Annotated in this window: 26 protein-coding genes and 1 pseudogene; 7 read left to right on the top strand and 20 right to left on the bottom strand. The window is 70.8% G+C overall.

What is annotated here, in order from left to right; genetic code table 11:
• The 6 genes from ACIBJB_RS18960 to ACIBJB_RS18935 all read right to left on the bottom strand — a co-directional run bounded on the left by ACIBJB_RS18960 (position 1) and on the right by ACIBJB_RS18935 (position 4578).
• Entirely contained in the window at positions 1–702 is a 702-nt protein-coding gene (locus tag ACIBJB_RS18960) for an ABC transporter ATP-binding protein (protein WP_398932019.1), read from the bottom strand.
• A gap of 47 nt (positions 703–749) precedes the next feature.
• Entirely contained in the window at positions 750–983 is a 234-nt protein-coding gene (locus ACIBJB_RS18955) for a hypothetical protein (RefSeq protein ID WP_398931856.1), read from the bottom strand.
• A gap of 228 nt (positions 984–1211) precedes the next feature.
• Positions 1212–1649: a hypothetical protein gene (locus ACIBJB_RS18950; RefSeq protein ID WP_398931854.1), complete on the bottom strand. Its 438-nt coding sequence runs from the start codon at positions 1647–1649 to the stop codon at positions 1212–1214.
• Positions 1650–1702: 53 nt separating this feature from the next.
• Positions 1703–2218 carry a SigE family RNA polymerase sigma factor gene (locus tag ACIBJB_RS18945; protein ID WP_398931852.1) on the bottom strand — a complete coding sequence of 172 codons (516 nt, stop codon included), beginning with the start codon at positions 2216–2218 and terminating at the stop codon, positions 1703–1705.
• A gap of 225 nt (positions 2219–2443) precedes the next feature.
• Positions 2444–3193, bottom strand: a complete 750-nt coding sequence (gene eutC, locus ACIBJB_RS18940) for an ethanolamine ammonia-lyase subunit EutC (RefSeq protein WP_398931850.1) — start codon at positions 3191–3193, stop codon at positions 2444–2446.
• The gene (locus ACIBJB_RS18935) at positions 3190–4578 is read right to left on the bottom strand and encodes an ethanolamine ammonia-lyase subunit EutB (RefSeq protein WP_398931848.1); all 1389 of its coding nucleotides are present in this window, start codon (positions 4576–4578) and stop codon (positions 3190–3192) included. The genes eutC and ACIBJB_RS18935 overlap by 4 nt, the downstream gene beginning before the upstream one ends.
• A gap of 149 nt (positions 4579–4727) precedes the next feature.
• Here ACIBJB_RS18935 and ACIBJB_RS18930 point away from each other — a divergent pair, with 149 nt between their 5' ends.
• Positions 4728–6236 (top strand): APC family permease, encoded by a 1509-nt coding sequence (locus tag ACIBJB_RS18930; RefSeq protein ID WP_398931846.1) that lies wholly within the window; start codon positions 4728–4730, stop codon positions 6234–6236.
• A gap of 10 nt (positions 6237–6246) precedes the next feature.
• Here ACIBJB_RS18930 and ACIBJB_RS18925 read toward each other — a convergent pair whose 3' ends face one another.
• Positions 6247–6735, bottom strand: coding sequence for a GbsR/MarR family transcriptional regulator (locus ACIBJB_RS18925; RefSeq protein WP_398931844.1), 489 nt, complete (start codon positions 6733–6735; stop codon positions 6247–6249).
• Between the two features lie 74 nt (positions 6736–6809).
• On the opposite strand from ACIBJB_RS18925, the gene ACIBJB_RS18920 reads away from it, so the two are divergent.
• The 3 genes from ACIBJB_RS18920 to ACIBJB_RS18910 are packed head-to-tail and all read left to right on the top strand — an operon-like array spanning position 6810 to position 9553.
• Positions 6810–7706 carry an ATP-binding cassette domain-containing protein gene (locus ACIBJB_RS18920; RefSeq protein WP_398931841.1) on the top strand — a complete coding sequence of 299 codons (897 nt, stop codon included), beginning with the start codon at positions 6810–6812 and terminating at the stop codon, positions 7704–7706.
• Complete coding sequence (locus ACIBJB_RS18915) at positions 7703–9271, top strand: ABC transporter permease (protein WP_398931838.1); 1569 nt, start codon at positions 7703–7705, stop codon at positions 9269–9271. Before ACIBJB_RS18920 ends, ACIBJB_RS18915 begins: the two co-directional genes overlap by 4 nt.
• A 45-nt stretch (positions 9272–9316) precedes the next feature.
• The gene (locus tag ACIBJB_RS18910; RefSeq protein WP_398931836.1) at positions 9317–9553 is read left to right on the top strand and encodes a hypothetical protein; all 237 of its coding nucleotides are present in this window, start codon (positions 9317–9319) and stop codon (positions 9551–9553) included.
• Here the strand turns inward: ACIBJB_RS18910 and ACIBJB_RS18905 are convergent.
• The 4 genes from ACIBJB_RS18905 to ACIBJB_RS18890 are packed head-to-tail and all read right to left on the bottom strand — an operon-like array spanning position 9513 to position 12470.
• Positions 9513–10145: a Uma2 family endonuclease gene (locus tag ACIBJB_RS18905; RefSeq protein ID WP_398932017.1), complete on the bottom strand. Its 633-nt coding sequence runs from the start codon at positions 10143–10145 to the stop codon at positions 9513–9515. The genes ACIBJB_RS18910 and ACIBJB_RS18905 overlap by 41 nt on opposite strands.
• Positions 10146–10203: 58 nt before the next feature.
• Positions 10204–11409, bottom strand: a complete 1206-nt coding sequence (locus tag ACIBJB_RS18900; RefSeq protein ID WP_398931834.1) for a cytochrome P450 — start codon at positions 11407–11409, stop codon at positions 10204–10206.
• Between the two features lie 9 nt (positions 11410–11418).
• Positions 11419–11619 carry a DUF397 domain-containing protein gene (locus ACIBJB_RS18895; protein ID WP_398931832.1) on the bottom strand — a complete coding sequence of 67 codons (201 nt, stop codon included), beginning with the start codon at positions 11617–11619 and terminating at the stop codon, positions 11419–11421.
• Positions 11619–12470: a helix-turn-helix domain-containing protein gene (locus ACIBJB_RS18890; RefSeq protein WP_398931830.1), complete on the bottom strand. Its 852-nt coding sequence runs from the start codon at positions 12468–12470 to the stop codon at positions 11619–11621. Before ACIBJB_RS18890 ends, ACIBJB_RS18895 begins: the two co-directional genes overlap by 1 nt.
• Before the next feature lie 218 nt (positions 12471–12688).
• Between ACIBJB_RS18890 and ACIBJB_RS18885 the strand changes: the two genes are divergently transcribed.
• On the top strand, positions 12689–13093 hold the full coding sequence (locus ACIBJB_RS18885) for an ATP-binding protein (protein ID WP_398931828.1): 405 nt from the start codon (positions 12689–12691) through the stop codon (positions 13091–13093).
• Between the two features lie 126 nt (positions 13094–13219).
• The gene (locus ACIBJB_RS18880) at positions 13220–13588 is read left to right on the top strand and encodes a hypothetical protein (RefSeq protein WP_398931826.1); all 369 of its coding nucleotides are present in this window, start codon (positions 13220–13222) and stop codon (positions 13586–13588) included.
• 144 nt (positions 13589–13732) lie between these two features.
• On the opposite strand, the pseudogene ACIBJB_RS18875 reads toward ACIBJB_RS18880, so the two are convergent.
• The 3 genes and pseudogenes from ACIBJB_RS18875 to ACIBJB_RS18865 form a co-directional block, all read right to left on the bottom strand.
• Positions 13733–13948, bottom strand: a pseudogene (locus tag ACIBJB_RS18875) (helix-turn-helix domain-containing protein); the annotation flags it as partial.
• A gap of 35 nt (positions 13949–13983) precedes the next feature.
• Positions 13984–14322, bottom strand: coding sequence for a helix-turn-helix domain-containing protein (locus tag ACIBJB_RS18870; protein ID WP_398931824.1), 339 nt, complete (start codon positions 14320–14322; stop codon positions 13984–13986).
• A complete protein-coding gene (locus ACIBJB_RS18865) occupies positions 14319–14657 on the bottom strand; it encodes a type II toxin-antitoxin system RelE/ParE family toxin (protein ID WP_398932015.1) in 339 nt (112 codons plus the stop codon). The genes ACIBJB_RS18870 and ACIBJB_RS18865 overlap by 4 nt, the downstream gene beginning before the upstream one ends.
• A gap of 505 nt (positions 14658–15162) precedes the next feature.
• Here ACIBJB_RS18865 and ACIBJB_RS18860 point away from each other — a divergent pair.
• Positions 15163–16242, top strand: a complete 1080-nt coding sequence (locus tag ACIBJB_RS18860) for a MerR family transcriptional regulator (RefSeq protein ID WP_398931822.1) — start codon at positions 15163–15165, stop codon at positions 16240–16242.
• A 29-nt stretch (positions 16243–16271) separates the two neighbouring features.
• Here the strand turns inward: ACIBJB_RS18860 and ACIBJB_RS18855 are convergent, their stop codons facing one another.
• From ACIBJB_RS18855 to ACIBJB_RS18830, 6 genes are all read right to left on the bottom strand, one after another.
• Positions 16272–16937 carry a response regulator transcription factor gene (locus tag ACIBJB_RS18855; protein WP_352387642.1) on the bottom strand — a complete coding sequence of 222 codons (666 nt, stop codon included), beginning with the start codon at positions 16935–16937 and terminating at the stop codon, positions 16272–16274.
• The gene (locus tag ACIBJB_RS18850; protein ID WP_398931819.1) at positions 16934–18310 is read right to left on the bottom strand and encodes a histidine kinase; all 1377 of its coding nucleotides are present in this window, start codon (positions 18308–18310) and stop codon (positions 16934–16936) included. The genes ACIBJB_RS18855 and ACIBJB_RS18850 overlap by 4 nt, the downstream gene beginning before the upstream one ends.
• A 99-nt stretch (positions 18311–18409) precedes the next feature.
• Complete coding sequence (locus ACIBJB_RS18845; protein WP_398931817.1) at positions 18410–19102, bottom strand: response regulator; 693 nt, start codon at positions 19100–19102, stop codon at positions 18410–18412.
• Positions 19099–20475 (bottom strand): sensor histidine kinase, encoded by a 1377-nt coding sequence (locus tag ACIBJB_RS18840; RefSeq protein WP_398931815.1) that lies wholly within the window; start codon positions 20473–20475, stop codon positions 19099–19101. The genes ACIBJB_RS18845 and ACIBJB_RS18840 overlap by 4 nt, the downstream gene beginning before the upstream one ends.
• Complete coding sequence (locus ACIBJB_RS18835) at positions 20468–21709, bottom strand: acyltransferase (RefSeq protein WP_398931812.1); 1242 nt, start codon at positions 21707–21709, stop codon at positions 20468–20470. Before ACIBJB_RS18835 ends, ACIBJB_RS18840 begins: the two co-directional genes overlap by 8 nt.
• Positions 21702–22670, bottom strand: coding sequence for an alpha/beta hydrolase (locus ACIBJB_RS18830; protein WP_398932013.1), 969 nt, complete (start codon positions 22668–22670; stop codon positions 21702–21704). The genes ACIBJB_RS18835 and ACIBJB_RS18830 overlap by 8 nt, the downstream gene beginning before the upstream one ends.
• Between the last annotated feature and the right edge of the window lie 55 nt (positions 22671–22725).

The following is a 22725-nucleotide window of genomic DNA, read 5'->3' as shown; positions in this document are numbered from 1 at the left end:
CTACCTCTCCGCCAACGTGACGAGCCGGTCGGCGAGTTCGGGCGCGGTGGGCGCGTCCAGGGCGTCGACCACGCAGCCGTCGGCCATGACGAGGGTGCGGTGGGCCTGGGCCGCGGCGGCGGGGTCGTGGGTGACCATCACGACCGTCTGACCGAGGTCGTCGACGAGGGCGCGCAGCAGGTCGAGGACCTGGTGGGCGCTGCGCAGGTCGAGCGCGCCGGTCGGCTCGTCCGCGAACACGACGGCCGGACGGGCCGCCAACGCCCGTACAACGGCGGCCCGTTGCTGCTGGCCGCCGGAGAGCTCGGCCGGGCGGTGGGTGAGCCGGTCTGCCAGACCGACCCGCTCGACGAGGGTGCGCAGCCAGTCGGCGTCGGGGCGGCGGCCCGCGAGGCGCAGCGGCAGCGTGATGTTGTCCTCGATGCTGAGGGAGGGGATCAGGTTGTAGGCCTGGAAGACGAAACCGACGCGCTCGCGGCGCAGTTCGGTGCGGCGGGTCTCGTTGAGCCCGGCGATCTCGTGGCCGTCGATGCGGATGCTGCCCGTGGTCGGGGAGTCGAGCCCGGCGGCGCAGTGCATCAGGGTGCTCTTGCCGGAGCCGGAGGGCCCCATGACGGCGAGGAAGGTGCCGCGCCGCACGCTGAGCGACACGTCGTCCAGGGCCCGCACTCCGCCCGCGTACGTCTTGCTGACCCGCGCCATGGCGATGGCGGGCGTCTGCTGCGCGGTGAGCGGCGCGACGGGGGCGCTCACTTGCGTCCCCGCAGGTTGCGCACGACCAGGGTGCCGGCACCGAGCACGGTGACGGCACCGCACAGCAGGTGCACCCAGGTGCGGGCTCCGCCGTAGGAGGCGGCCATGTTGGCGACGGTGCTGACCACCACCACCGCCCACAGCACGGAGCGCAGGACGTCCCCGCGGGAGACGCCGCTCGGGCCGTCGGCGGGCGGGTCGGTCAGCCGGTAGGGGTTCGGGTGCGTCATGGCTCTTCCCTCAACTCGCGCCTGGTGTACGGCTTCTGCCGTCGTCACCGACGCTATGGATCAGGACCCCCCTCGGCCGATCCCGCAGTCCACCCGGTTCGAGGTACAGCAGGCTGTACTTCCCGACTCCCGGGCCCCCCGCTCGTACGCCTTCGCGATGCGACGATGTGGCGGACGCCCGCCCCTGATTGGCGCAGGGGCGGGCGTCTCAGATCAGCCGGAGCAAGATCAGCCGGAGCACAGGGTGAGGTCGACCGTGTCGCCGGACTTGACGATCTTCGGGGTGTGCGGGCTGACACCGACCACCGAACCGGGCTTGCAGTTCTTGACGGCCTTCTTGGTGACGGTGCCGAGCTTCGTCTGCGTCTTCAGGAGCACCTGCTTGGCGAGCACCAGGTCCCGGCCCGAGAAGTCGATCGTGATGGTCACCCCGTGGTCGTCCCAGAGCATGGTGGTGGCGTCGTTCTTGGTGACCGTGCTGCTCGGCTGCGAGGCGTGCGAGCCGCCGGCCGAGGTGGCCAGGGCCGTGCCCCCGCCTGCCAGGATGAGGCCGGTGGCGACCGCGGCGATGCCGACGGTCCGGCGGCGCCGGGTGCGGCGCATGATCGTCGGTGCGTCGAAGTCGGGCGCCTCGGCGGAGTTCGCGTAACCGTTCATGGCGTTCATCAGTTCCTCTTCGAAAGGTGTGCAGCCAGAAGGCCGCGCGTCGCCGTACGAAGTCATCGGATTCCTTCCGTGTGCTGCCGTGGTGAAGGGTCGGAGAGCGCGGGGAACTGGTTTCTGAGCTTCTCGATCCCCCGGGCGAGCTGGGAGCGCACCGTGCTCGGCGAGACGCCCAGGTCGGCCGCGATCTCGGTGTCCGAGAGGTCGTGGAAGTAGCGGAGCACCACGACCGTCCGCATCCGCATGGGCAGTTGCTGCAGCGCGCGCACCAACTGGTCCCTGCTGTCGACCTGTCCGTACTCGTCGCCGAGGGCGGCCCGGTCGGGGCCGTCCGCCTGCAAGGCCGTACGGCGGAAGCGGCGCCAGCGGTCGTTGGCCAGGTTGACCATGATCCGCCGCACATAGGCCTCCGGGGCGTCCTTGGCGGAGATCGTGCGCCACTTGCGGCAGGCCCGCTCCAGGGTCTCCTGGACCAGGTCCTCGGCGGCGTCGCGGTTCCCCGTCAGGACGAGGGCGCCCCGGAACAGCGACGCCGACCGGGCGGTGACGAAACCGTCGAAATCCGTCTCCACACGCTCCTCCCTTCCTGTCACCCCTCCTCGACGGAGACACCCCAGGATCTGCTGCACGCACGCGATGAGACCTGAGTCACAGGACGTCAAACGCCGGACGGGCTGATTCCAGCCCGTCCGGCGTTTGAGGACGAGGCCCCTTCAGGGCCGAAGCGGGGGTCTGGGGGCGGCAGCCCCCAGGGACGGGACGGGAAGGGGCGGCGGGGGCGAAGACCGCTGAGCCCGCTAAGCCGGCGGAGCCACCGCGTCCGACTCGTCCTTCAGCGCCACCCCCGTGGCACCCAGCTCCCGGGCCCGCCCCATCAGCCCCGCCAGCTTCCCTGCCGCCCCCTCGTAGGAGAGCCCCATCGGCGGCCGGATGTTCGACAAACAATTACGGTCGGCGTCAGTCGTCACACCCCGCACCGGCCGGTACGTCAGGTACGCCCCGAGCGAGTCCGCCGCCGACATCCCGGGACGTTCCCCGACCAGCACCACCACCATGTCCGCCCCCATCGCGGAGGCGATGTCGTCACCCAGCGCCACGCGAGCCTGCTCGGCGAGGACGACCGGAGCGACGGCCCACGACGGCAGACGCTCCACCGTCCGCCGTACGACCGCCGCCGCATGCTCGTGCACCGCCCGGCTGGACAGCCCGTCGGCGACGACGAAGACCACGTCCCACTCCCCCACCGGCAGATGCGCCCGGTCGGTGGCATCCAGCCGGCGCCCCAGATCCGGCCGCTGGAGATACGTCAGCCGATCGGGAGCCGCACTACGGACCCGTACCGTCGGCATCCCCGCCAGCCCCGCCACCACCGCGTCCGGGTCGAACGGCGAGTGCACCGCGTCCCGGGCCGCCGCATGCGCGGCCTGGAGTTCGAGCCGGTGCCGGGTGGGCAACGCCGAGCCGGAGCGGCCCAGGCCGATCCGGGCCTGCGTGTGGCGGCGCAGGGACGACCACAACTCACCGTTATTCAGCGCTACTTGGCTCATGCCGCGAGCTCCCTTCCGATGGCCGTCAGCGGATGTCCGCCCGCCGCGTCCCTGATCGCCCCCCGCTCGTCCAGCAGCCCGATCGACTCCAGCCACGCCTCGAACTCCGGTGCCGGGCGCAGGCCCAGGACCTCCCGGAGGTACAACGCGTCGTGGTACGAGGCGGACTGGTAGTTGAGCATGATGTCGTCGCCGCCCGGGGTGCAGATCACGAAGGACGCGCCGGCCACGCCGAGCACGGTGAGCATCGTCGCGATGTCGTCGTCGTCCGCGTCGGCATGGTTGGTGTAGCAGATGTCCAACCCCATGGGCAGGCCGAGGAGTTTGCCGCAGAAGTGGTCCTCCAGGGCGGCGCGCAGGATCTGCCGGCCGTCGTAGAGGTACTCCGGGCCGATGAAGCCGACGACCGTGTTCACGAGCAGCGGGTCGTAGCGCCGCGCCACCGCGTACGCCCGGGCCTCCACCGTCTGCTGGTCCACGCCGTGGTGGGCGCCCGCCGACAGGGCGCTGCCCTGCCCGGTCTCGAAGTACATGACGTTGTGCCCGACGGTCCCCCGCTCCAGTTTCAGCGCCGCCTCGTACGCCTCGTCGAGCAGCCCCAGCGTCACCCCGAAGGACGCGTTCGCCGCCTGGGTCCCCGCGATCGACTGGAAGACCAGGTCCACCGGGGCGCCCCGGGACATCAGGTCCACGCTGGTCGTGACATGGCACAGCACACAGGACTGGGTGGGGATCGCGTACCTCTGGATCACCCCGTCGAGCAGTTCCAGCAGGTCCCGTACGGCCTTGGGGCTGTCGGTCGCCGGGTTGATGCCGATCACCGCGTCGCCGGAGCCCAGCAGCAGTCCGTCGAGGAGGGCCGCCGCCACGCCCGCCGGGTCGTCGGTGGGGTGGTTGGGCTGGAGCCGGGTCGCCAGCCGTCCCGGCAGCCCGATCGTCGAGCGGAACGCGGTGACCACGCGCACCTTGCGGGCCACCGCGACCAGATCCGCGTTGCCCATGAGCTTGCTGACCGCGGCGGCCATCTCGGGCGTGATCCCCGGCGCCACCGCGGCCAGCGCCACCGCGTCGGCCCGCTCGGACAGCAGCCACTCCCGGAACTCGCCCACCGTCAGCCCCGCCACCGGCGCGAAGGCGGCCGTGTCGTGCGAGTCGAGGATCAGCCGGGTCACGTCGTCCGTCTCGTACGGGATCAGCGGCTCGGCCAGGAACGTGGCCAGCGGCACGTCCGCGAGCGCCCAGCGTGCGGCCACCCGCTCCTGTTCGGACGCGGCCGCGAGTCCCGCCAGCCGGTCGCCGGAGCGTTCGGGACTCGCGGCGGCGAGCAGACGGGCGAGGGTGTCGAAGCGGTGGTGTCGACCGCCGAGAACGGACGTGTAGCTCATGGCGACGACGCTACGAGCCGCGTGTTGCAGTCAGATTTCTAAAGGTCTGGTTGACAAACATTTAACGCCCCGAGACCCTTGCTCGACTTATTCGGGCTACAGAGTTCCGGTTCGGCACACAGTGGACGGACAAGGAGAGGGGCCACCCGATGGCAGTGGACGAGGGAGTCGCCCCGGCGGCGAACACGGATGAGGAAGGCACGGTTCACCGGCTGAAGCCCAACGCCATCGGCCTGCTCGGCGTGGTCTTCATGGCCGTGGCGACGGCCGCGCCGATCACCGCGATGACGGGCAACGTGCCCTTCATGGTGTCGGCCGGCAACGGCATCGGCGCGCCCGCGAGCTACCTCGTCGCAATGGTCGTCCTGGCAATCTTTTCGGTCGGCTTCACCTCGATGGCGAAGCACATCACCTCGACAGGCGCCTTCTACGGCTTCATCTCCTACGGCCTCGGCCGCACGGCGGGCCTCGCCTCGGGACTGCTCGCCACCTTCGCGTACGCCGTCTTCGAGCCGGCGCTCATCGGCATCTTCTCGACGTTCGCGACGGGCACGCTGAAGGACCAGACCGGGGTGCACATCCCGTGGTGGGCGTTCGCGATCCTGATGCTCGCGGTCAACGCGATGGGCACCTGGTTCGGTGTCTCGGTCGCCGAGAAGCTCCTCGTGGTCCTCCTGGCCACCGAGGTGACGATCCTCGCCGCGATGGCGGTCTCGGTCGCCTTCCACGGCGGCGGCCCGAACGGCTTCAGCCTCGACCCGGTCAACCCGGTCAACGCCTTCAAGGGCACGTCGGCCGGTCTCGGTCTCTTCTTCGCCTTCTGGTCGTGGGTCGGCTTCGAGTCGACGGCGATGTACGGCGAGGAGTCCCGCAACCCGAAGAAGATCATCCCCAAGGCGACGATGATCTCCGTCCTGGGCGTCGGCGTCTTCTACGTCTTCGTCTCCTGGATGGCCATCTCGGGCACCGGCGAGTCGAGCGCCGTCAAGGTCGCCACCGACAACCCCCTGCAGCTCTTCTTCGGCCCCACCGAGCAGTACGTAGGCCACTGGGCGGTCGACGTCATGCAGTGGCTGATGATCACCGGCTCGCTGGCCTGCGGCATGGCCTTCCACAACTGCGCCGCCCGCTACATGTACGCGCTGGGCCGCGAGGGCGTCCTGCCCTCGCTGAAGAACACGGTCGGCCGCACCCACCCCCGGCACGGCTCGCCGCACGTCGCGGGCCTGGTGCAGACGATCGTGACCGCCGTACTCCTGCTGGCGTTCTGGGCGGCCGGCAAGGACCCGTACAGCGGCACCTACGTCCTGCTCGCCATCCTCGGCACCATGGCCATCCTGATCGTGCAGGCCGTGTGCTCCTTCGCGGTGCTGGCGTACTTCCGCACGCACCACCCGGAGAGCCGCCACTGGTTCCGGACCCTCACGGCCCCGCTGGTCGGCGGCATCGCCATGCTCGCCGTGGTCGTCCTGCTGGTCTCCAACATGAGCGCGGCGGCCGGCACGGAGTCCGGTTCGCTGGTGCTGAAGGCCACGCCGTGGCTGGTGGCGGCCGTCGCGGCACTGGGCATCGGGTATGCGCAGTACCTGAAGCGGCGGTCGCCGGAGCGGTATCTGCTGCTGGGGCGGACGGTGCTGGAGGAGACGAAGGAACGCTAGGCGACCGGGGCTAGGCCCCGAACAGCCTGGCGCGGTGGGACTTCCAGCGTTCCATCATCTCCGCCACGTCCTTCTCGATGAACTCGAAGAACGCGAGGGTCTCGGCCAGCCTGTGTCCCGCCGGAGTCCCGGCGCCCAGGCTGGCCACTCCCTCGCGCAGGGCGTCCTCCCAGCGTTTGATGATCGCCTCGCGGTTGGTGAGCGCCTGGTACCACTGGTCGGAGTGGACCCGGTATCGCTCCCGCCGCGAGCCGGGCTCCCGCTCGCGCGAGAGCATGTGCACCTGCGCCAGGTAGCGCACCGCCCCCGAGACGGCCGCCGGGCTGATCTGGAGCTGCCCGCCCAGCTCCGCGGAGGTCAGCGCACCGCTGTCGGATGCCAGCAGCGCGGAGAAGACCCGCGCCGGCATACGCGGCAGCCCCGCCTCGACGAGCTGCGCCGCGAACCGCTCCACGAACCGGGAGACCGCCTCCGGGTCCCGCTCCACCGCATCCGTCATGGCCACCAGCCTAACGGGGATTCATACGCTTCCTTAACTTCACAAATTTCTGAAAGAAGCGTACGTTCCGAAGCATGACGAAGGCAATCACCGTCTCCGGTCTCCACAAGTCGTTCGGGAAGACGCCAGCCCTCGACGGCCTCGACCTGGAGGTAAGCACCGGCGAGGTGCACGGCTTCCTCGGCCCCAACGGCGCCGGCAAGTCCACCACCATCCGCGTCCTGCTCGGCCTGCTGCGCGCCGACTCCGGCGCCGCGCAGGTGCTCGGCCGCGACCCGTGGGCCGACGCGGTCGAGGTGCACCGCCGGATCGCCTACGTCCCCGGCGACGTGACGCTGTGGCGCAACCTCTCCGGCGGCGAGGTCATCGACCTCTACGGCCGTCTGCGCGGGGGACTGGATCGTGACCGACGCGCCGAGCTGATCGAGCGCTTCGAGCTGGACCCCACCAAGAAGGGCCGCACCTACTCGAAGGGCAACCGCCAGAAGGTCGCCCTGGTCGCCGCGTTCGCCTCGGACGTGGACCTGCTGATCCTGGACGAGCCGACCTCGGGCCTGGACCCCCTGATGGAGGAGGTCTTCCAGCGCTGTGTCGAGGAGGAGCGGGAGCGCGGCCGTACGGTCCTGCTGTCGTCCCACATCCTCAGCGAGGTCGAGGAGTTGTGCGACCGGGTGAGCATCATCCGGCGCGGCCGCACGGTCGAGACGGGCTCCCTCGCCGACCTGCGCCATCTGACCCGCACCAGCGTCACGGCCGAACTCGCGGGCGCTCCCAACGGGTTGGCGCGGCTGCCGGGCGTCCACGACCTCGACATCCAGGGCCATCGGGTCCGGCTGCAGGTGGACACGGAGCAACTCGACGCGGTGCTACGGCAGTTGAGCGAGTCCGGAGTGCGCTCGCTGACCTCGACGCCGCCGACGCTGGAGGAACTGTTCCTGCGGCACTACCAGAACGAGGGGGCGGCGTCATGACCTCCCTCGTCGGCACGGGCGTCCTGCTCCGCTTCAACCTGCGCCGCGACCGGCTGATGATCCCGGTGTGGGTGGCGGTGAACACCCTGATGGTCCTGTCCATGCCGAACACCCTCAAGGGCATGTACGGCACCGAGGCGGAGCGCGCCGACCTGCTGGACCAGGTGGCCACGAACTCCTCCTTCCGCGCGCTGATCGGCCCCGTCTTCGACGACTCCCTCGGCGCCCTCACCGCCTGGCGCGTCGGCGTCTACGCGGGGGCGCTCGCCGCCGTCACCGGTCTCCTGGTCGTCGTACGCCACACCCGTGACGAGGAGGAGACCGGCCGGCAGGAGCTGCTGTCCTCGGGCGTGGTGGGCCGCCGGGCCTCGCTGACGGCGGCGCTGCTGGCGGCGGCGGTGGCGAGCGGTGTGCTGGCCCTGCTGGTGACGGCGGGTCTGGCGGGCCAGGGAGTGGTGGGCGCGGTGGCGTTCGGCCTGGGGCTGGCCGCCGTGGGCATGCTCTTCGCCACGACGGCCGCGATCGTCGCGCAGCTGACGGAGAGCGCGCGGCTGGCGCGGGGCCTGACGGCGGGAGTGCTGGGCGTGGCCTTCGTGCTGCGGGCGTCGGGGGACGCGGCGTCCACCGACGGGTCGTCCGTCCTGACCTGGCTGTCGCCGCTCGGTTGGCTGTCGCAGTTGCGCCCCTTCGCCGGCGAACGCTGGTGGGTGCTGCTGCTGTTCGCGGCGGCGATCGCGGGCCAGGGGGCGCTGGCCTACGTCCTCGCGGGCCGCAGGGACGTGGGCATGAGCTTCGTGCCGACGCGTCCGGGACCCCCCGTCGGCCGCCTGGGCACGGCGGGCGCGCTGGCCTGGCGGCTGCAACGGGGCGGCGTGCTGGGCTGGTCGGTCGGCTTCTTCCTGGCCGGGGTGGTCTACGGCGGTCTGACGGACGGCGTGGCCGACCTGGTGGGCGACAACGAGAAGGCCCGCGAGATCTTCGAGCGGATGGGCGGACAGTCCGGGATCACGGACGCCTTCCTCGCCTCGATGACCGGCATGCTGGGGCTGGTGGCCGCGCTGTACGTGGTCGCGTCGGTGCTGCGGCTGCACGGTGAGGAGACGTCGACGCGGGCGGAACCGGTGCTGGCGAACGCGGTGGGCCGCCTGCGATGGGCCTCCGGCCACCTGGTGATCGCCTTCGGAGGCTCGGCGCTCATCATGCTGCTCGCGGGTCTCGGCTTCGCGGTGGGCTACGGCAAGGAAGTCGGCCCCATCCTGGGCGCGTGCCTGGTGCAGGTGGCGGGGGTGTGGGTGATCGGCGGGCTCACGGTCCTGCTGTACGGCCTGGCCCCGCGCGTCGCTCCCCTGGCCTGGGGAGTCGCCGGGGCGGTGCTGCTGATCGGCTGGGTCGGCCCGGCGCTGGACGTCCCGCAGGCGGTCCTGGACCTGTCTCCCTTCGGCCACCTGCCGAAGCTGCCGGGCGGGGCGATGGAGTGGGGGCCGGTGCTGGTCCTGCTCGGGCTGGCGGCGGTACTGGTGGTCGGGGGCCTGGCGGGATTGCGGCGACGGGATCTGACGACCTGAACCGCGGGCCGGGGAACGCACGTCCCCTCAGGCATGAAGCGGCGAGTGGACGGAGTGACCTGCGGGGGCTGTGCGCTGGCGGCGGTGGGGGCGACTGCGGCGCCCCTGCTGTGGCTGTCCATGCCCCGCACCCAGCGCCACCTGGGCGGCGGCTTCGAGAACGAGGGCATGGACCTCTCGGTCCTGTTCACGGAACTGCCGTTCGTGGTGTTGGGGGGAGCGTTTCTGCCGCTCCTCTTCTTCACCCTGCTGGTGCGGTGGGTGGACCGGCGGCGGGGCTGAAGTCCTTCAGCCTCTCCGTGTCGAGTTCGATACCGAGGGGCTCGGGGAGAACGAGCGTGCCACCGAACGCCGCTGTACGGCAGTTGCCGTATCCGACATCCGGGTCCGGATCGCTGTAGAGCTGGGCCGTGCGGGCGTCCCTGTCCATCAGCAGGTAGAACGGGATTCCTGCGGCGCCGTATGCGACAGGCTTCTCCTCACGGTCACGCCGGTCGGTGTCGGAGTCGTACAACGTGACCTCGAGCACCAGGAGCACACCGCTCGGGTCGGCCCACTCACCATGGCCGGCGAAGTGATCCTCGGGCACCAGCACCGCGTCGGGACGGGCCCGGCCCTCCCGGTACTTCTCGACCCTCAGACCCTGCCCCTGGTACAGGTCCAGATCGGGCCTCGCACGCATGCAGCGCTTGCTCAGCCACACAATGACGCTGTTGTGGTCACCATCGGCCACCTTCTTGACCCCGATCCGCCCGTTGATGAACTCCAACCTGACGGCGTCGTCGGTCTCCTTGGCCGCGAAGGCGGCGATCCGCTCGAACTCCTCCACCGACATCTGGGGCGACTGGGCTACGCGCTCTGCCATGACCGTCAGGGTGCACCCCCTCTCACGCAGCGGTGCCGGATCACCCGGTGATCAGCCGAACGAGTGATCACATCACCTCGACGCGCAGCCCTTCCAACCCCCGGATCACGAAGTTCGGCTTCCTCTGCGGCTCCGCTGCCAGGCTCAGCGTCGGGGCCTTCTCGAGTACGGCCGTCATGGAGGCGGCCAGTTCGATACGGGCCAGGGGTGCGCCGATGCAGTAGTGGATGCCGGCGCTGAAGGAGATGTGCGGGTTGTCGGCGCGGGTGAGGTCGAGGTGCTCGGGGTTCGGGAAGGTGGCCGGGTCGTGGTTGGCGGAGCCGAAGAGCAGGGCGATCTCGGCGCCCCTCGGGATGGTCGTCCCGTCGACCTCGATGTCGTCCAGGACCCAGCGTTCGAAGAGCTGGAGCGGGGTGTCGTAGCGCATGAGCTCTTCGACGGCTCGCGGGACGAGGGAGTGGTCGGCGCGCAGTTCTGTGAGCTGGTCAGGGTTGCGGAACAGCGCCCACCAACCGTTGACCGTGGCGTTCACGGTGGCCTCGTGACCGGCGTTGAGCAGCAGGACGCAGGTGGAGATCATCTCCTGCTCGGTGAGCCGGTCGCCCTCGTCGTGCGCGGCGATGAGCCCGGAGATCAGGTCGTCCCCGGGCTCCTTGCGGCGCTCGGCGATCAGGTCGCGGAGGTAGTCGGAGAACTCGACGGATGCCCGTACGGCCCGCGCCGCCACGTCCTCCGGCGGATTGAGCTCGTACATCCCGCAGATGTCGGCAGACCAGGGCCGCAGGGGCGCCCGGTCCGCTTCCGGGATCCCCAGCATCTCGGCGATCACGGCGACGGGAAGCGGCTCGGCGACATCGGTGAGCAGATCACCGCCGCCCTCCGCGACGAGCCGGTCCACCAGCTCACCGGCCAGCTCGGTCACGTACGGCTTGAGCTGCTCGACCGTGCGCGGGGTGAACGCCTTCGACACCAGACGCCGGATCCGGGTGTGGTCCGGGGGCTCCAGGTCGAGCATCCCGTGGTCGTTGAGCGTGTGGAACGGCTCATGTTCCGCCGGAGGTGCGGTACGCCCGAAGTCCTCGTGCGTGAACCGGTGCTGGTACGTCCGCCCGAGCCTCCGGTCCCTGAGCAGCGCGGAGACGTCCGCGTGGTGCGGGACGAGCCACTGGTTCGTCGGCTCGAAGTACTGCACCCGGCCGTTGGCGCGGAGCTCGGCGTAAGCGGGATACGGGTCGGCGAGAAACGCCGGGTCCCAGGGATCGAAGGCTGCCATGCGGGGACGCTAGCCGCTGATGCGGGCGTCTGACCAGGGGTGTTCCTTCAGGTGGTCGATGAGGGCGGTGAAGGCGGGGGCCGGGAAGGAGAGGGTGGCTCGGGCGGGGGCCTTGGAGTCGCGGACGGCTATGCGGGGGCCCGCCTCGGCGATCTCGACGCAGGTGTCGCCGTCGCCGCCGTCGGAGTACGAGGACTTACGCCAGTTCATCAGAGTTCCTTCGCCAGTCGGTGGATGAAGTCACGCGACGCCATGGGGTCCAGCGACGCATCCTCCACCCTACGGATCAGCCCGCGTAGTCGGTCCAGTTGAGATTCGGCATCGATGAACGCGACGCCGGTGGGTGAATCCCGCAGCCCGGTGTCCAGCCTCGGCACGGGGCCACCCGCGTACATCATCGAGGCCCCGGAACCAGCAAAGCCATCGGTGTCCGTAGGGATCACGCGCACGAGGACGAGTCCCTGCTCGACCAGATCCAGAATCTGCCGAAGTTGAGTACGTGAGGACTCGCGGTCAGCGACGCGGAGCCGCAGTGCGACCTCATGGATGATCGCCTCGTACGGAGTGGGATCGGCACCCTCAATGACGGTACGACGCCGCATCCGGTGCTCCACCCTGGGGGCCACCTCCTTGTCGGGCAACTCAGGGTTCATGTAGGCGTAGACCGCGCGGGCGTAGTCCGGGGTCTGGAGAAGGCCTGGGATGCGAGTGATCACGATCTCGCGAAGGAACGTCGCATGGTGCTCGGCTTCGGCCAAGTCCATGAACACAGGCGGTAGTACTCCCCGGTACTCCTCCCACCAGCCCCGTGTCCGGTCAGTCGCCATCGCCACTAGCACTTCGATCAACGCCTCGTCCGTGCAGGCGTAGTGAGCTGCGAGGCGCCGGACCCGCTCCTCGCTGACGCCTGCGAAGCCCAGCTCCACCTGGCTTATCTGGGTCGAGGTCGAGTTCAACAGCCCGGCTGCCTCGCGAGCCTTCAGCCCCGCCGCCTCCCGCAGTCGACGCAGCTCGGTGCCCAGTCGCACCTGCCGTGCCGTGGCGTGACTCCTCGGCGCCATGCACCCTCCTCAATGGCCCTGTCGCCATGCCTCGTTGGAGCGTCAGGGTAGCCAATCGCTTGCCGTAGGAACAATTGTTGCTCTACCGTCGGTGACGCGACGCACACGCTGCGGAACCCCGGGGTACCGGAAGCGCACCGCCCCGTCCTGCCATGACGGGCGCGACACTGCCACCGCCCGCCGCCCGCAACCCCCCACCACCCGAACGGAGTTGCCGCATGCCCGAACCCTGGGAGTACGTGCTCCACATCCCCAACGACCCGCGCGCCGTCACCGTAAGCCGCCGCACCCTCCGCCTGATCCTGACCATGCACGGCCTGATCACCTTGGTCGACACCGCGGAGCTGCTCGCCACCGAACTGATCTCCAACGCCGTACTCCACACCAAGGGCCCCGCCGCCCTACGGGTGCGGTGGTCGCCGCCGGGAACGCTCCGACTCGGCGCGTGGGACGCGGACCCCGAGCCACCCGAGCCACCGACGTCGCTGCACCACCTCACCGACGCCGAGAACGGCCGTGGCCTCGCCCTGGTCCGCGCCTGCGCCGACGTGTGGGGCTGGCAGCCCCTGTCCAGAAACGGCAACCGCGGCAAGTACGTCTGGTGCGAATTGGCCGCGGCATAAGTCACCGCGTAGAGCTCACGTGGCGAGGAGGGCACGGCACGGACAGCCGTCGGTCTCGACGCCGCCGCCAAGACCTGGGGCGTCGAACCGGAACTCGTCTATGTCACCGAGGTCTCCAACTACACCGTGTTCCAGGCGTCGGTCGGCGATTACAACGGCGCGTTTGCCGCCGCCTATCGGTCCAAAGATCGTGCCACCCGGTTCGGCCTCTTCGTGGATCGCCGCACGCTGACCGCCGAGAACTGCTCCGAGCAGCCGCTGGGCGAGGTGACGGCCAAGCAGGTCAGCTGTGAGCGCGACGGCGACGCCTGGTATCGCAAGGCGGGCGCTTCCCACGAATACGCGATACCCCGCGACGGTGTGGTGATCCGGGTCATCGCCGACACGAAAAAGGTCGACCGCGCCGTCCTTCGCAAGGCGGCCGAGGCGGTCCACCGCCCGGACGACGCCGAACTGGCTGAGCTCTTGCCGGCCACAAACGGCGCGGGCATCTGAGCAGGCGACAGGAAGTCGAGGCTGGCTCCTTCGATGACAGGCCTGCCTACGGCGTGATGGTCGTGGACGAGACCGGTGACCCGAGAAGGGCGTACGGGGCTGACCCGCGCTGACACGAGCTTCACCCGGCGGAGCCGATCCACATCAAGCGGCCTCGTCGCGCGGAGTGAGACTAATGCTCAAGTCAGCTCCAAGGGCACGGGCCAGGCGGCGCAGCAACGGAAGGGTGGGCACCGTTCCGCCGGCTTCGAAGCGGGAGATCTGCGGCTGTTTCATCCCGCACCGCCCAGCCAGTTCGGCCTGGGACAGCCCGAGTTCGGTGCGCCGGTCGCGGATGAGTCTGCCCAGCTCGCGGGCGAGTGCTGTGGAGGCGTCCTGCATGGCTCCTCCTGGGTTCAGGCTGCCGGAGTGACGATGGTGACGGTGGGCTCATCCCCAGGGGCGAGGTGCATGTCGACGGTGAGGTCCAGGGCTCGGGCCAGGCGCATGATGACAGCGATGGGCGGCAGTTCGGTGGCGGTCTCGATGCCCTCGATCTCGTCGGTGGTGGTGCGCAGGCGCTCGGCCAGGTCGGCCTCGCTCAGCCCGAGTTGCTTGCGCCGGTCGTAGACGGCCTTGCCCAGCGTCATGGCCAGGCCGGCTTCTTCGTAGACGCGGTCATACTCGGGGTCGGCGTCGAGGTGTTCACCGACCAGCTGGCGGTGGCGGCGGGTCCTCCATTCGCTGTGATTCATCGGTTCTCCTTGAGATCGCGGCTGTAGAGGTCGTGTTCGGCGGCTGCCTGGTGCTCGGCTTCGCACGGCCGTTGAGCGGCGTGCGCACGGTCCACTTCGGTCTGCTCGCGCATCTTGGTCTTGCGGAACACGGTGAGCAGCACGACGCGACGGTCGGGTGCGAGCCAGTAGGTGATGCGCTGGTGAGCATCGCCGAGGCGGAAGCGCAGCTCGCGGAGCTTGCCGCCCAGGTGGCGGGAGTGCGGTTCGTCGAGCGTGGTGGGCTGTTCGGCGAGCAGGTCGGCGACGCGTTCGGCCAGCTTGTAGTGATGGGCGGGAATGTTCTCCAGCCACAGTCACACCTCTGGTTCGATCTGGATCGAGTACCGCCCGCCGTCCATAACACCGATGATATGTGGAGCGAGGCGCGAGAGCGCGACTTCGTAGCTCAGGTCGTGTGCCGTCGACGCGACCGCAGCCACTCCAGCGTCGCACACCCCCATGCTCCCCCCTTCGACCTGATGCCACGGCGCCGCGCAAGCCAGGGGCAACCGGCCGAGGCGGCGCAGGGCCGGCTTCTTCGGCGGGATCAGGCCGGGGAAGAGACCCTGGCTTTCGACGCCATCCAGGTGGCCGTCAGCGGGGGACCCAGCATCCTCGTCACGTCCTGGTCGTCCGCCGGGACTCCACCGTTGCCACCTTCATGTCCCTGATCCCCTTCGAGCCCCCGACCGTCCCCCAGGACGTCATCGAGGAGCAGTTGAAGAAGTTCGCCTGAACTCGTCACCCCGGCAGTCCCCACTGAGCAGGGTTGACCCTCGACCTTGTGCAGGGCCCAGAGTTCAGGGCGTGGAGAACGACATGCGCAGCATTGGCGAGATGGCTCGCGACAGCGGACTGGGTGTGAGCGCCCTGCGGTTCTACGACCGTGCCGGTGTGCTCGTGCCGGCCTGGGTGGATCCGGTGAGCGGGTACCGCTGGTACGAGCCCGAGCAGCTCGAAGAGGCACGGCTGCTGGCCAGGCTGCGCCGGGCCGGGATGCCGCTGGCGGACATCCGGCTGGTGCTGGCCAGCTGGTCCGGCACGGACACCGATCTGGTCCGGAAACTGCTCACTGCCCATCTGCGCCGCCTGGAACTGGGGCTGTCCGACGCCCGCAACGAGTTCTCCGCACTCCGAGCCCTACTCGACCAACGGGAGAACCCCATGACTTCGCTTCACGTCGCCACCGTCCGGCTGACCGTCGCCGCGCCCGAGCTGGCGGCCGCGCTGGACACCGTCCGTTTCGCGGCGGGCACCGATCCTGAGCTGCCCATGCTCAGCGGAGTCCTGTTCGACATCGAGGGCGAGAACCTTCATCTCGTGGCCACCGACCGGTACCGCATGGCCGTCGCGCGGGCCGCCGTCGACGGGCGCGACGGGTACGACGGAAGCCGGGTGCAGGTCATTGTTCCCACCCCGCTCGCCGACGCGATGCGGGCGCTGGCTCACGGCGAGGGACCCGTGCGGCTCTCCCTCGACGGGGACCGCGTGACCCTGGAGGCCGGGGACAGGCAGGCGGCCGGCCAGTGCCTCGACCACGACTTCCCCGACTACCGTCGTCTCCTCCCCCAGGCCGGTGACCACCGCGCCCTCGTCGAGGTCGCGGACTTCCGGGAGGCCCTGGAGACGGGTCCCGTCCGCCGCGACGAGACCGGAACGCATGACCTCAGCGTGCTCAGGGTGACGGATGACGGCACGGTGGTCCTCTGCCCCGACGGCGACGCCGACGACCCGGACCGCGTCGCGGTCAACCGCGAGTTCCTGCTGGACGCGCTGGCCGCCGGAGCCCGGGACCGGCTGATCCTGGAGCTCACGGCTCCCACGGCCCCGATCGCGATCCGCCGCCCCGACGACGAGAGCGGCTTCTCGATCCTGATGCCGGTCCGCCTGGAGGACTGACGCCACGCCATCAAGAGGGCGGCCCCTCCCTACCCCGGCGTCACCAGCCGCGCCTCGTACGCGAACACCGCCGCCTGGGTGCGGTCCCGCAGCCCGAGCTTCACCAGGATGCGGCTGACGTGGGTCTTGATCGTGGACTCGGCGACCATCAGCCGCTCGGCCATCTCCGAGTTCGACAGGCCCTGCGCGATCAGGATCAGGACCTCCGTCTCGCGGTCGGTGAGGTCGCCGTAGGCCGTGTGGGCCGAGGCCATGAGTCTCGGGGACTCGGAGAGTTTGGAGAACTCCGTGATCAGGCGTCTGGTGACCGAGGGGGCGAGGAGTGCCTCGCCGGATGCCACCACCCTTACTCCCTCGGCGAGTTGACGGGCCGAGGCGTCCTTGAGGAGGAAGCCCGAGGCTCCCGCGCGCAGGGCCTGGTAGACGTACTCGTCGAGGTCGAAGGTCGTCAGGACCAGGACCTTCGCCGTGCCGTCCGCCGCGACGATCTCCCTGGTCGCCTCGATGCCGTTCAGCTCCGGCATCCGGATGTCCATCAGGACTACGTCGGGGGCGAGTTCACGGACCCGGTCGACCGCCTCGCGGCCGTTGACGGCCTCGCCGACCACCTCGATGCCCGGCATCGCGTTCAGGAGGACGGAGAAACCCTCGCGGACCATCATCTGGTCGTCCGCGACCAGTACGCGGATCGTCATGCCTCACCCTCGTCCCTGAGCGGCACCGGAAGGAACACCGCCACCTCGTACCCTCCCTCGTCCGTGGGACCCGCCGTCATCTCGCCGTTCAGCATGGAGACCCGCTCCCGCATGCCGGTGATGCCGTGGCCCGCTCCGGGCGAGGGCTTCAGCAGTGACAGCTCGGGCCGCGGGCCGTTGACTATGCGCAGGCCCAGGCCGCCCAGGACGTATCCGATCTCGACCCGTGCGCTCGCCCCGGGGGCGTGGCGCAGGGTGTTGCTCAGTGCCTCCTGCACGATCCGGTACGCCGACAGCTCCACGCCCTGCGGGAGTTCGCGCACCGCCCCGGTGACCGCCTTGTCGACGCTCAGGCCCGCCTCCCGCACGTTGCCGAGCAGGGCGTCCAGGTCGGCGAGGGTGGGCTGCGGGGCGTCCGGTGCCTCGTAGTCCTCGGCGCGGACCACCCCGAGGACCCGTCGCAGCTCGGTCAGGGCCGCCACCGCGTTCTCCCGGATGGTGGCGAACGCCTTCTCCAGCTCCGGGGGCGGGTTCTCCACCCGGTAGGGCGCGGCCTCCGCCTGGATGGCGACAACCGACATGTGGTGGGCAACCACGTCGTGCAGCTCACGGGCGATGGTCGTGCGCTCCTCCAGCAGGGTGCGGCGGGAGCGCTCGTGCGCGGTCACCGTCTGCTGGGCGGTCACGGTCTGCTCGGCGTCCCGGCGGATGTGCCAGACGCTCACGACGAGCAGGGTCAGGGCGGAGACGAACAGCATCTCCACGGTGTTGGAGCGGTAATAGTGCTCGCCGCCGAGGGCGCCTTGCCATATCAGACCGTAGGCCCCGGTCAGCAGCCACATCCAGGCCGCCGTACGCGGCCTGGTGCGCACGGCCACCACGGTGAGCACGACGAGATGGCAGGCGAAGCTGCCCGGCAGCCATGGCCAGTCCTGCTGCCAGGAGTTGACGAAAGCCACCGGGTAGGTAACCGCGGTCGCGGCCAACGACAGCCAGAAGGCCATGACCGGCCGCACCATCGTCAGCAGGACCGGGGCCAGGGCGGACATACCGACGAAGAGGTTGGTGACCGCGCCGCGGCCGCTGTTGTCCGCGCCGATGAGCATCGCGAGCAGTCCGGCCGCGGTGATCAGCGCATGGGGCGTCCAGACCGCGTACTCCCGCAGCCGGCCGGGCAGTCGGCGGGAGAGCCCCTTGTCGACGCGCATGGGAGGAAGCGGATGGTAGGCGAGGGCCTGACTGATCAGGTCGTACCGCAGGCCGCGCAGGGCATCCACGGCGGCTCTGAACTCCGGGCTGCGGAACTTGTACGCGTCGTACCCGCCGCGGCCGCCGTGCGGAGGTGTCATATGCGTCTCGGTCGTATCGGTCACGTTCAGAACGGTAGGCGGGGGCGGGAGTCACCGTCGTCACCAGCGAGACGGGTCCTTCGGCATCCCTCTCAGGTACTACGGGTACCGGAGGGCTTCTGATCAGTAGCCCGACGGCCGCACCAGCCCCGACTCGTACGCGAACACCGCCGCCTGCGTACGGTCCCTGAGGCCCAGCTTCACCAGGATGCGGCCCACGTGGGTCTTCACCGTCTGCTCGGCCACGACCAGCCGCTCGGCGATCTCCGCGTTCGACAGGCCCTGCGCGATCAGGGCGAGGACCTCCGTCTCCCGCTCGGTCAGCTCGCCGACCCGGCTCTTGAGCGGGGAGCGGGGCCGGTTGTCGAGGCGGGAGAATTCGGCGAGCAGCCGCCGGGTGATGCCGGGCGCGAGCAGCGCGTCCCCGGCCGCCACCACCCGCACCGCCTCGGCGAGCTGCTCCGCGGAGGCGTCCTTGAGCAGGAACCCGGACGCACCGGCCCGCAGCGCCTCGTAGACATACTCGTCGAGGTCGAAGGTGGTCAGCACCAGGACCCTGATCTCCGGGCGTTCGCCCGTGATACGGCGGGTGGCCTCGATGCCGCCCAGCTCGGGCATCCGGATGTCCATCAGGACGACGTCCGGGACGAGTTCGGCGACCTTGGCGATCGCGTCCAGCCCGTCGACCGCCTGCCCGATCACCTCGATGCCGGGCTGGGCGCCCAGCAGCACGCTGAAGCCCTGCCGGACCATCTGCTGGTCGTCGGCGATGAGTACGCGGATGCTGCCACTCATGCCGCTCGTGCCGCTCGTCATGCGGTGCCGTCCTTCGAGTCGGTGACCTGGTCGGGCGCGCCCGGGGGTGCCGTCGGAAGATACGCGGCCACCTCGTAGCCGCCGTCGGGACGGGGGCCGGCGCGCAGGGTGCCGCCCAGCATCGCGGCCCGCTCCCGCATGCCGAGCAGGCCGTGCCCCGCGCCCGGGGAGGACGGCACGCTGCGGGTGGGCCGTGAGTTGACGACCCGCACGTCCACCCCGTGCACGTAGTGGACGAGCGCGACGGAGGCGGTCGCGCCGGGCGCATGGCGCAGGACATTGCTCAACGCCTCCTGCACGATCCGGTACGCCGACAGGTCCACGCCCGGGGGCAGCGGCCGCCGGACACCGCGCACGTCGACCTCGACCGTCATTCCGGCCGCCCTGGTGTTCTCCACCAGCGCGTCGAGCCGGTCGAGGGTGGGCTGCGGGGCGTGCGGCGCGGTGCCGGTGGCGGGGTCGGCGGACTGCTCCGGCGTCTCGGGGTGCTCGGCCCGCAGCACGCCCAGGACCCGGCGCAGCTCGGTCAGCGCCTCCAGCGCGTTCTGCCGGATGCCGTCGAGGTTCTCCCGGAGCTCTTCGGAGGGGTTCTCGACGAGGTGCGGAGCGACCTGTGCCTGGATCGAGATGACGGACATGTGGTGGGCGACCACGTCGTGCAGCTCGCGCGCGATCCGGCTCCGCTCCTCCAGCAGGGTGCGGCGGGCCCGCTCCTCGGCGGTGAGGGTGGTCTGCCGGCCGAGCTCGGCACGGGCCTCCCGGCGGCCGCGCAGGGCGGTGCCCAGGATCACGACGACCGTGGAGAGGGAGACCGCGACCACGACCATGCCGCCGGACTGGTAGCGCGCGCCGCCCCACAGGCCCTGCAGACAGTAGGTGACCAGCACGGTGATCAGCAGCGCCTCGACGGACACCCGGGCGGGCACCCGCAGCGCGAGCAGCAGCAGGACGAAGAGGTGTGCGATGAGGCCGGCCGGGGTCCAGGGCCAGGTGAACGTGATCCCGTCCGTCGTGCTCAGACGGAGGTGGAGCACGACGGCTCCGACCACTGTGGCGAGTGTCGACAGCCACCACGCCGGGATCGGCCGCCACAGCGCGAGGGCCGTCGCGCCGCCCTGGAGGACCGCGACCGAGAAGGCCCACCCGAGGCCCAGGTGCCCGCCCTCCTCGAGGTGTGCCATGCCGCCCAGGGCGATACCCAGCGCCGCCAGCCACACCACACCGTGCGGCAGCCACCGCAGCCACACCGACGGGGGCAGCGGATCGACCCGCAGCGTGCACAGGTCCTCGCGCAGCACATGCAGCCAGCGCCGTATGCGGCCGACCACCAGCTGCCGGCTCCCCGTCTCCGTCACGCCGACCACCCTAGGCACGACGAACCTCCTTCGCTGCGGCCGACTCCGCACGGCGGTGGACACGGATCACCCGTGACGGACGGCCGTCGGCCCTGCGCGGCCCCTGCTCGAAGGACCGGAAGGCCGACCAACACACCGCCAGGACGAGGACGAACACCGGCAGCCAGGCCAGCCGCGCCGCCACCCAGCCCGGTCCGTCGGGGACGGTGTGCAGGCCGGGCAGCCGGCCCGCGGCGAGGCCGGTGGCGGTAGTGGCCATCAGCGCCGTCTGGTGCCACAGGAAGATCGTCATCGCGGAGAGGTTGACCAGCGCCACCGCCGCCCAGGCCGCAGGGCGTCGCATACCGCTGCGCAACCGGTCGCGCAGCAGCAGGGCCAGGCCGCACTGGGCCAGGCCGAAGGTGACGGCGGCCAGCGTCGGCGGGTTCAGGTTCGAGACCTGGGCGCCCGGCACCCCGACCATCGACGCCGGATACCCCGCCCATCCGACGAGCACCGCGGTCACCACCGCACCGCCCCCGAACAGCACCCATCCCACGCGCCGCCCCTCCAGCTCACCCCGCGTCCAGGCCGCGCCCAGGGTGTACGGCACCAGCCAGCCGGCCGCCAGGTTCACCCAGCCGAGCCGGTCCGGGCCGCCGAGCCCGAAGCGCACGATGTCCACGTGCAGGACGACGGCCAGCGGCCACAGCGGGTGGAGCCGCGACAACAGCGGGGTCGCCGCCGTCAGAGCGCCGAAGACCAGGAGGAACCACATCGGGGACAGGGCGAGCTTGACCAGCGTGCGGACCGTCTCGAACTGAGCTCCCGTCAGCAGCAGGGCCGTCGCCGCCACCGCCCACAGGGCGAGGAGGACGGCCACCGGCTTGAAGAGCCGCGACAGACGGCTCGTCAGCCACTGGCGGTACGTCGTCCCGCGGGCGCGTGCCGAGGTGTAGCCGCGTGTCGCCACATGGCCGCCCACCAGGAAGAACACGGCCAGGGTCTGGAAGGCCCAGGAGATCGGGGCCAGCCAGGGCATGTGCTGCAGCGGGCTCGCGGTGTGCAGGGCGCCGTCGTCGGCGACCAGGGCCGTCACCAGCCAGTGGCCGAGGACGACGCCGAGGATCGCGAAGGCGCGCAGGGCGTCGACGGCACGGTCCCGCTCGGGGGGTGTCGCCGCGTCGATCCGGTCGGCGGCCCGGCGCAGGCCGTCCGCGCCGTGGCGTATGCCGTCGCGTACGCCGCCCCGGGTGTGGTGGGTCTCAGGCACGGGTCACCTCCGCGGTGTCTCCGAGGACGATCCGGGCGAGGTTGGTCAGGGCGACCGAGCCCGGGCTGAAGTAGTCGCTGTGGCCGCCCCTTCCGGCGTCGAAGACATGGGCGCCGAAGGCCGGGGAGACCGGATCGGTGCCGAATCCGACGGTGACGCCGAAGAAATCGGTCCTGACGTGGGGGACCTCGCCGACCCAGTCGTCCTTGCCCCTGGCCGCCCAGACCCGGGCGGGGGTGTGCAGGGTCGCGGCGGTGTCGACGCCCGTGCCGGGGCTGCCGACGAAGGCCAGGTCGTCGATGTCCAGGTGGCTCGCGGCCCTGGCGCAGACGACCGTGCCGTAGGAGTGGCAGACGAGGGAGACGGTGGTGCGGCGGCCGACGACGCCCTGGAGCCGGCGTATGAACGCGCGCAGATGCGGGGCCGCTTCGTCGGCCCTGTCCGTGGTCAGGACCGTGGTGCTGACGGTGTCCGGGGTGCGGTAGCCGAGCCAGGCGACCACCGCGGTCCGGGTGCCGCGGGGGGCGGTGCCGGTGAGTTGCCGCTGCAGGGCCGCCGCCGTCGCCCGGAAGCGGTCGTAGGTGTCCAGGGAGGTGTCGGACCCGGGTACCAGGACGGCCACGTGGTCGGCGCGGGCGAGGTCGCCGAGGACCTCTGTCGCCTTTCCGGGGCCCCGGCCGTCGAAGGTGAGCAGGTGGCGGGTGGGGGCGGCCAACTCCCGCTCCGCCTCGGCGCGGTGGGTGTCGCCGTGGGCCGCGGCCATGCGGGCGGCCTCTGCCGCGTTGGCGGTGTTGGCCGCGTAGGTCCTGTCGAGGGTGGAAGCGGTGAGTCCCGGGAGGGTGGCCGGGGACGGGGCGGGGATCTCGGGGCGGGCGGCCGCGGAGAGGGGGACCACCACCGCGGCGGTGATGAGGGCGGCGAGGAGAGCCCGGCGCCATCGAGGGGAACGCCGGTCGTCCACCCTGTGCCGCCGCGCGTCACCGCGGCCCTCGCGCCCACCCCTCCAGCTGCTCCCC

Source organism: Streptomyces sp. NPDC050759, from assembly GCF_044456945.1.
In the GTDB taxonomy this organism is placed as follows: Bacteria; Actinomycetota; Actinomycetes; order Streptomycetales; family Streptomycetaceae; genus Streptomyces.
Note: the sequence above shows the minus strand (reverse complement) of the source record. Positions and strands in the feature narration are given on the sequence as shown.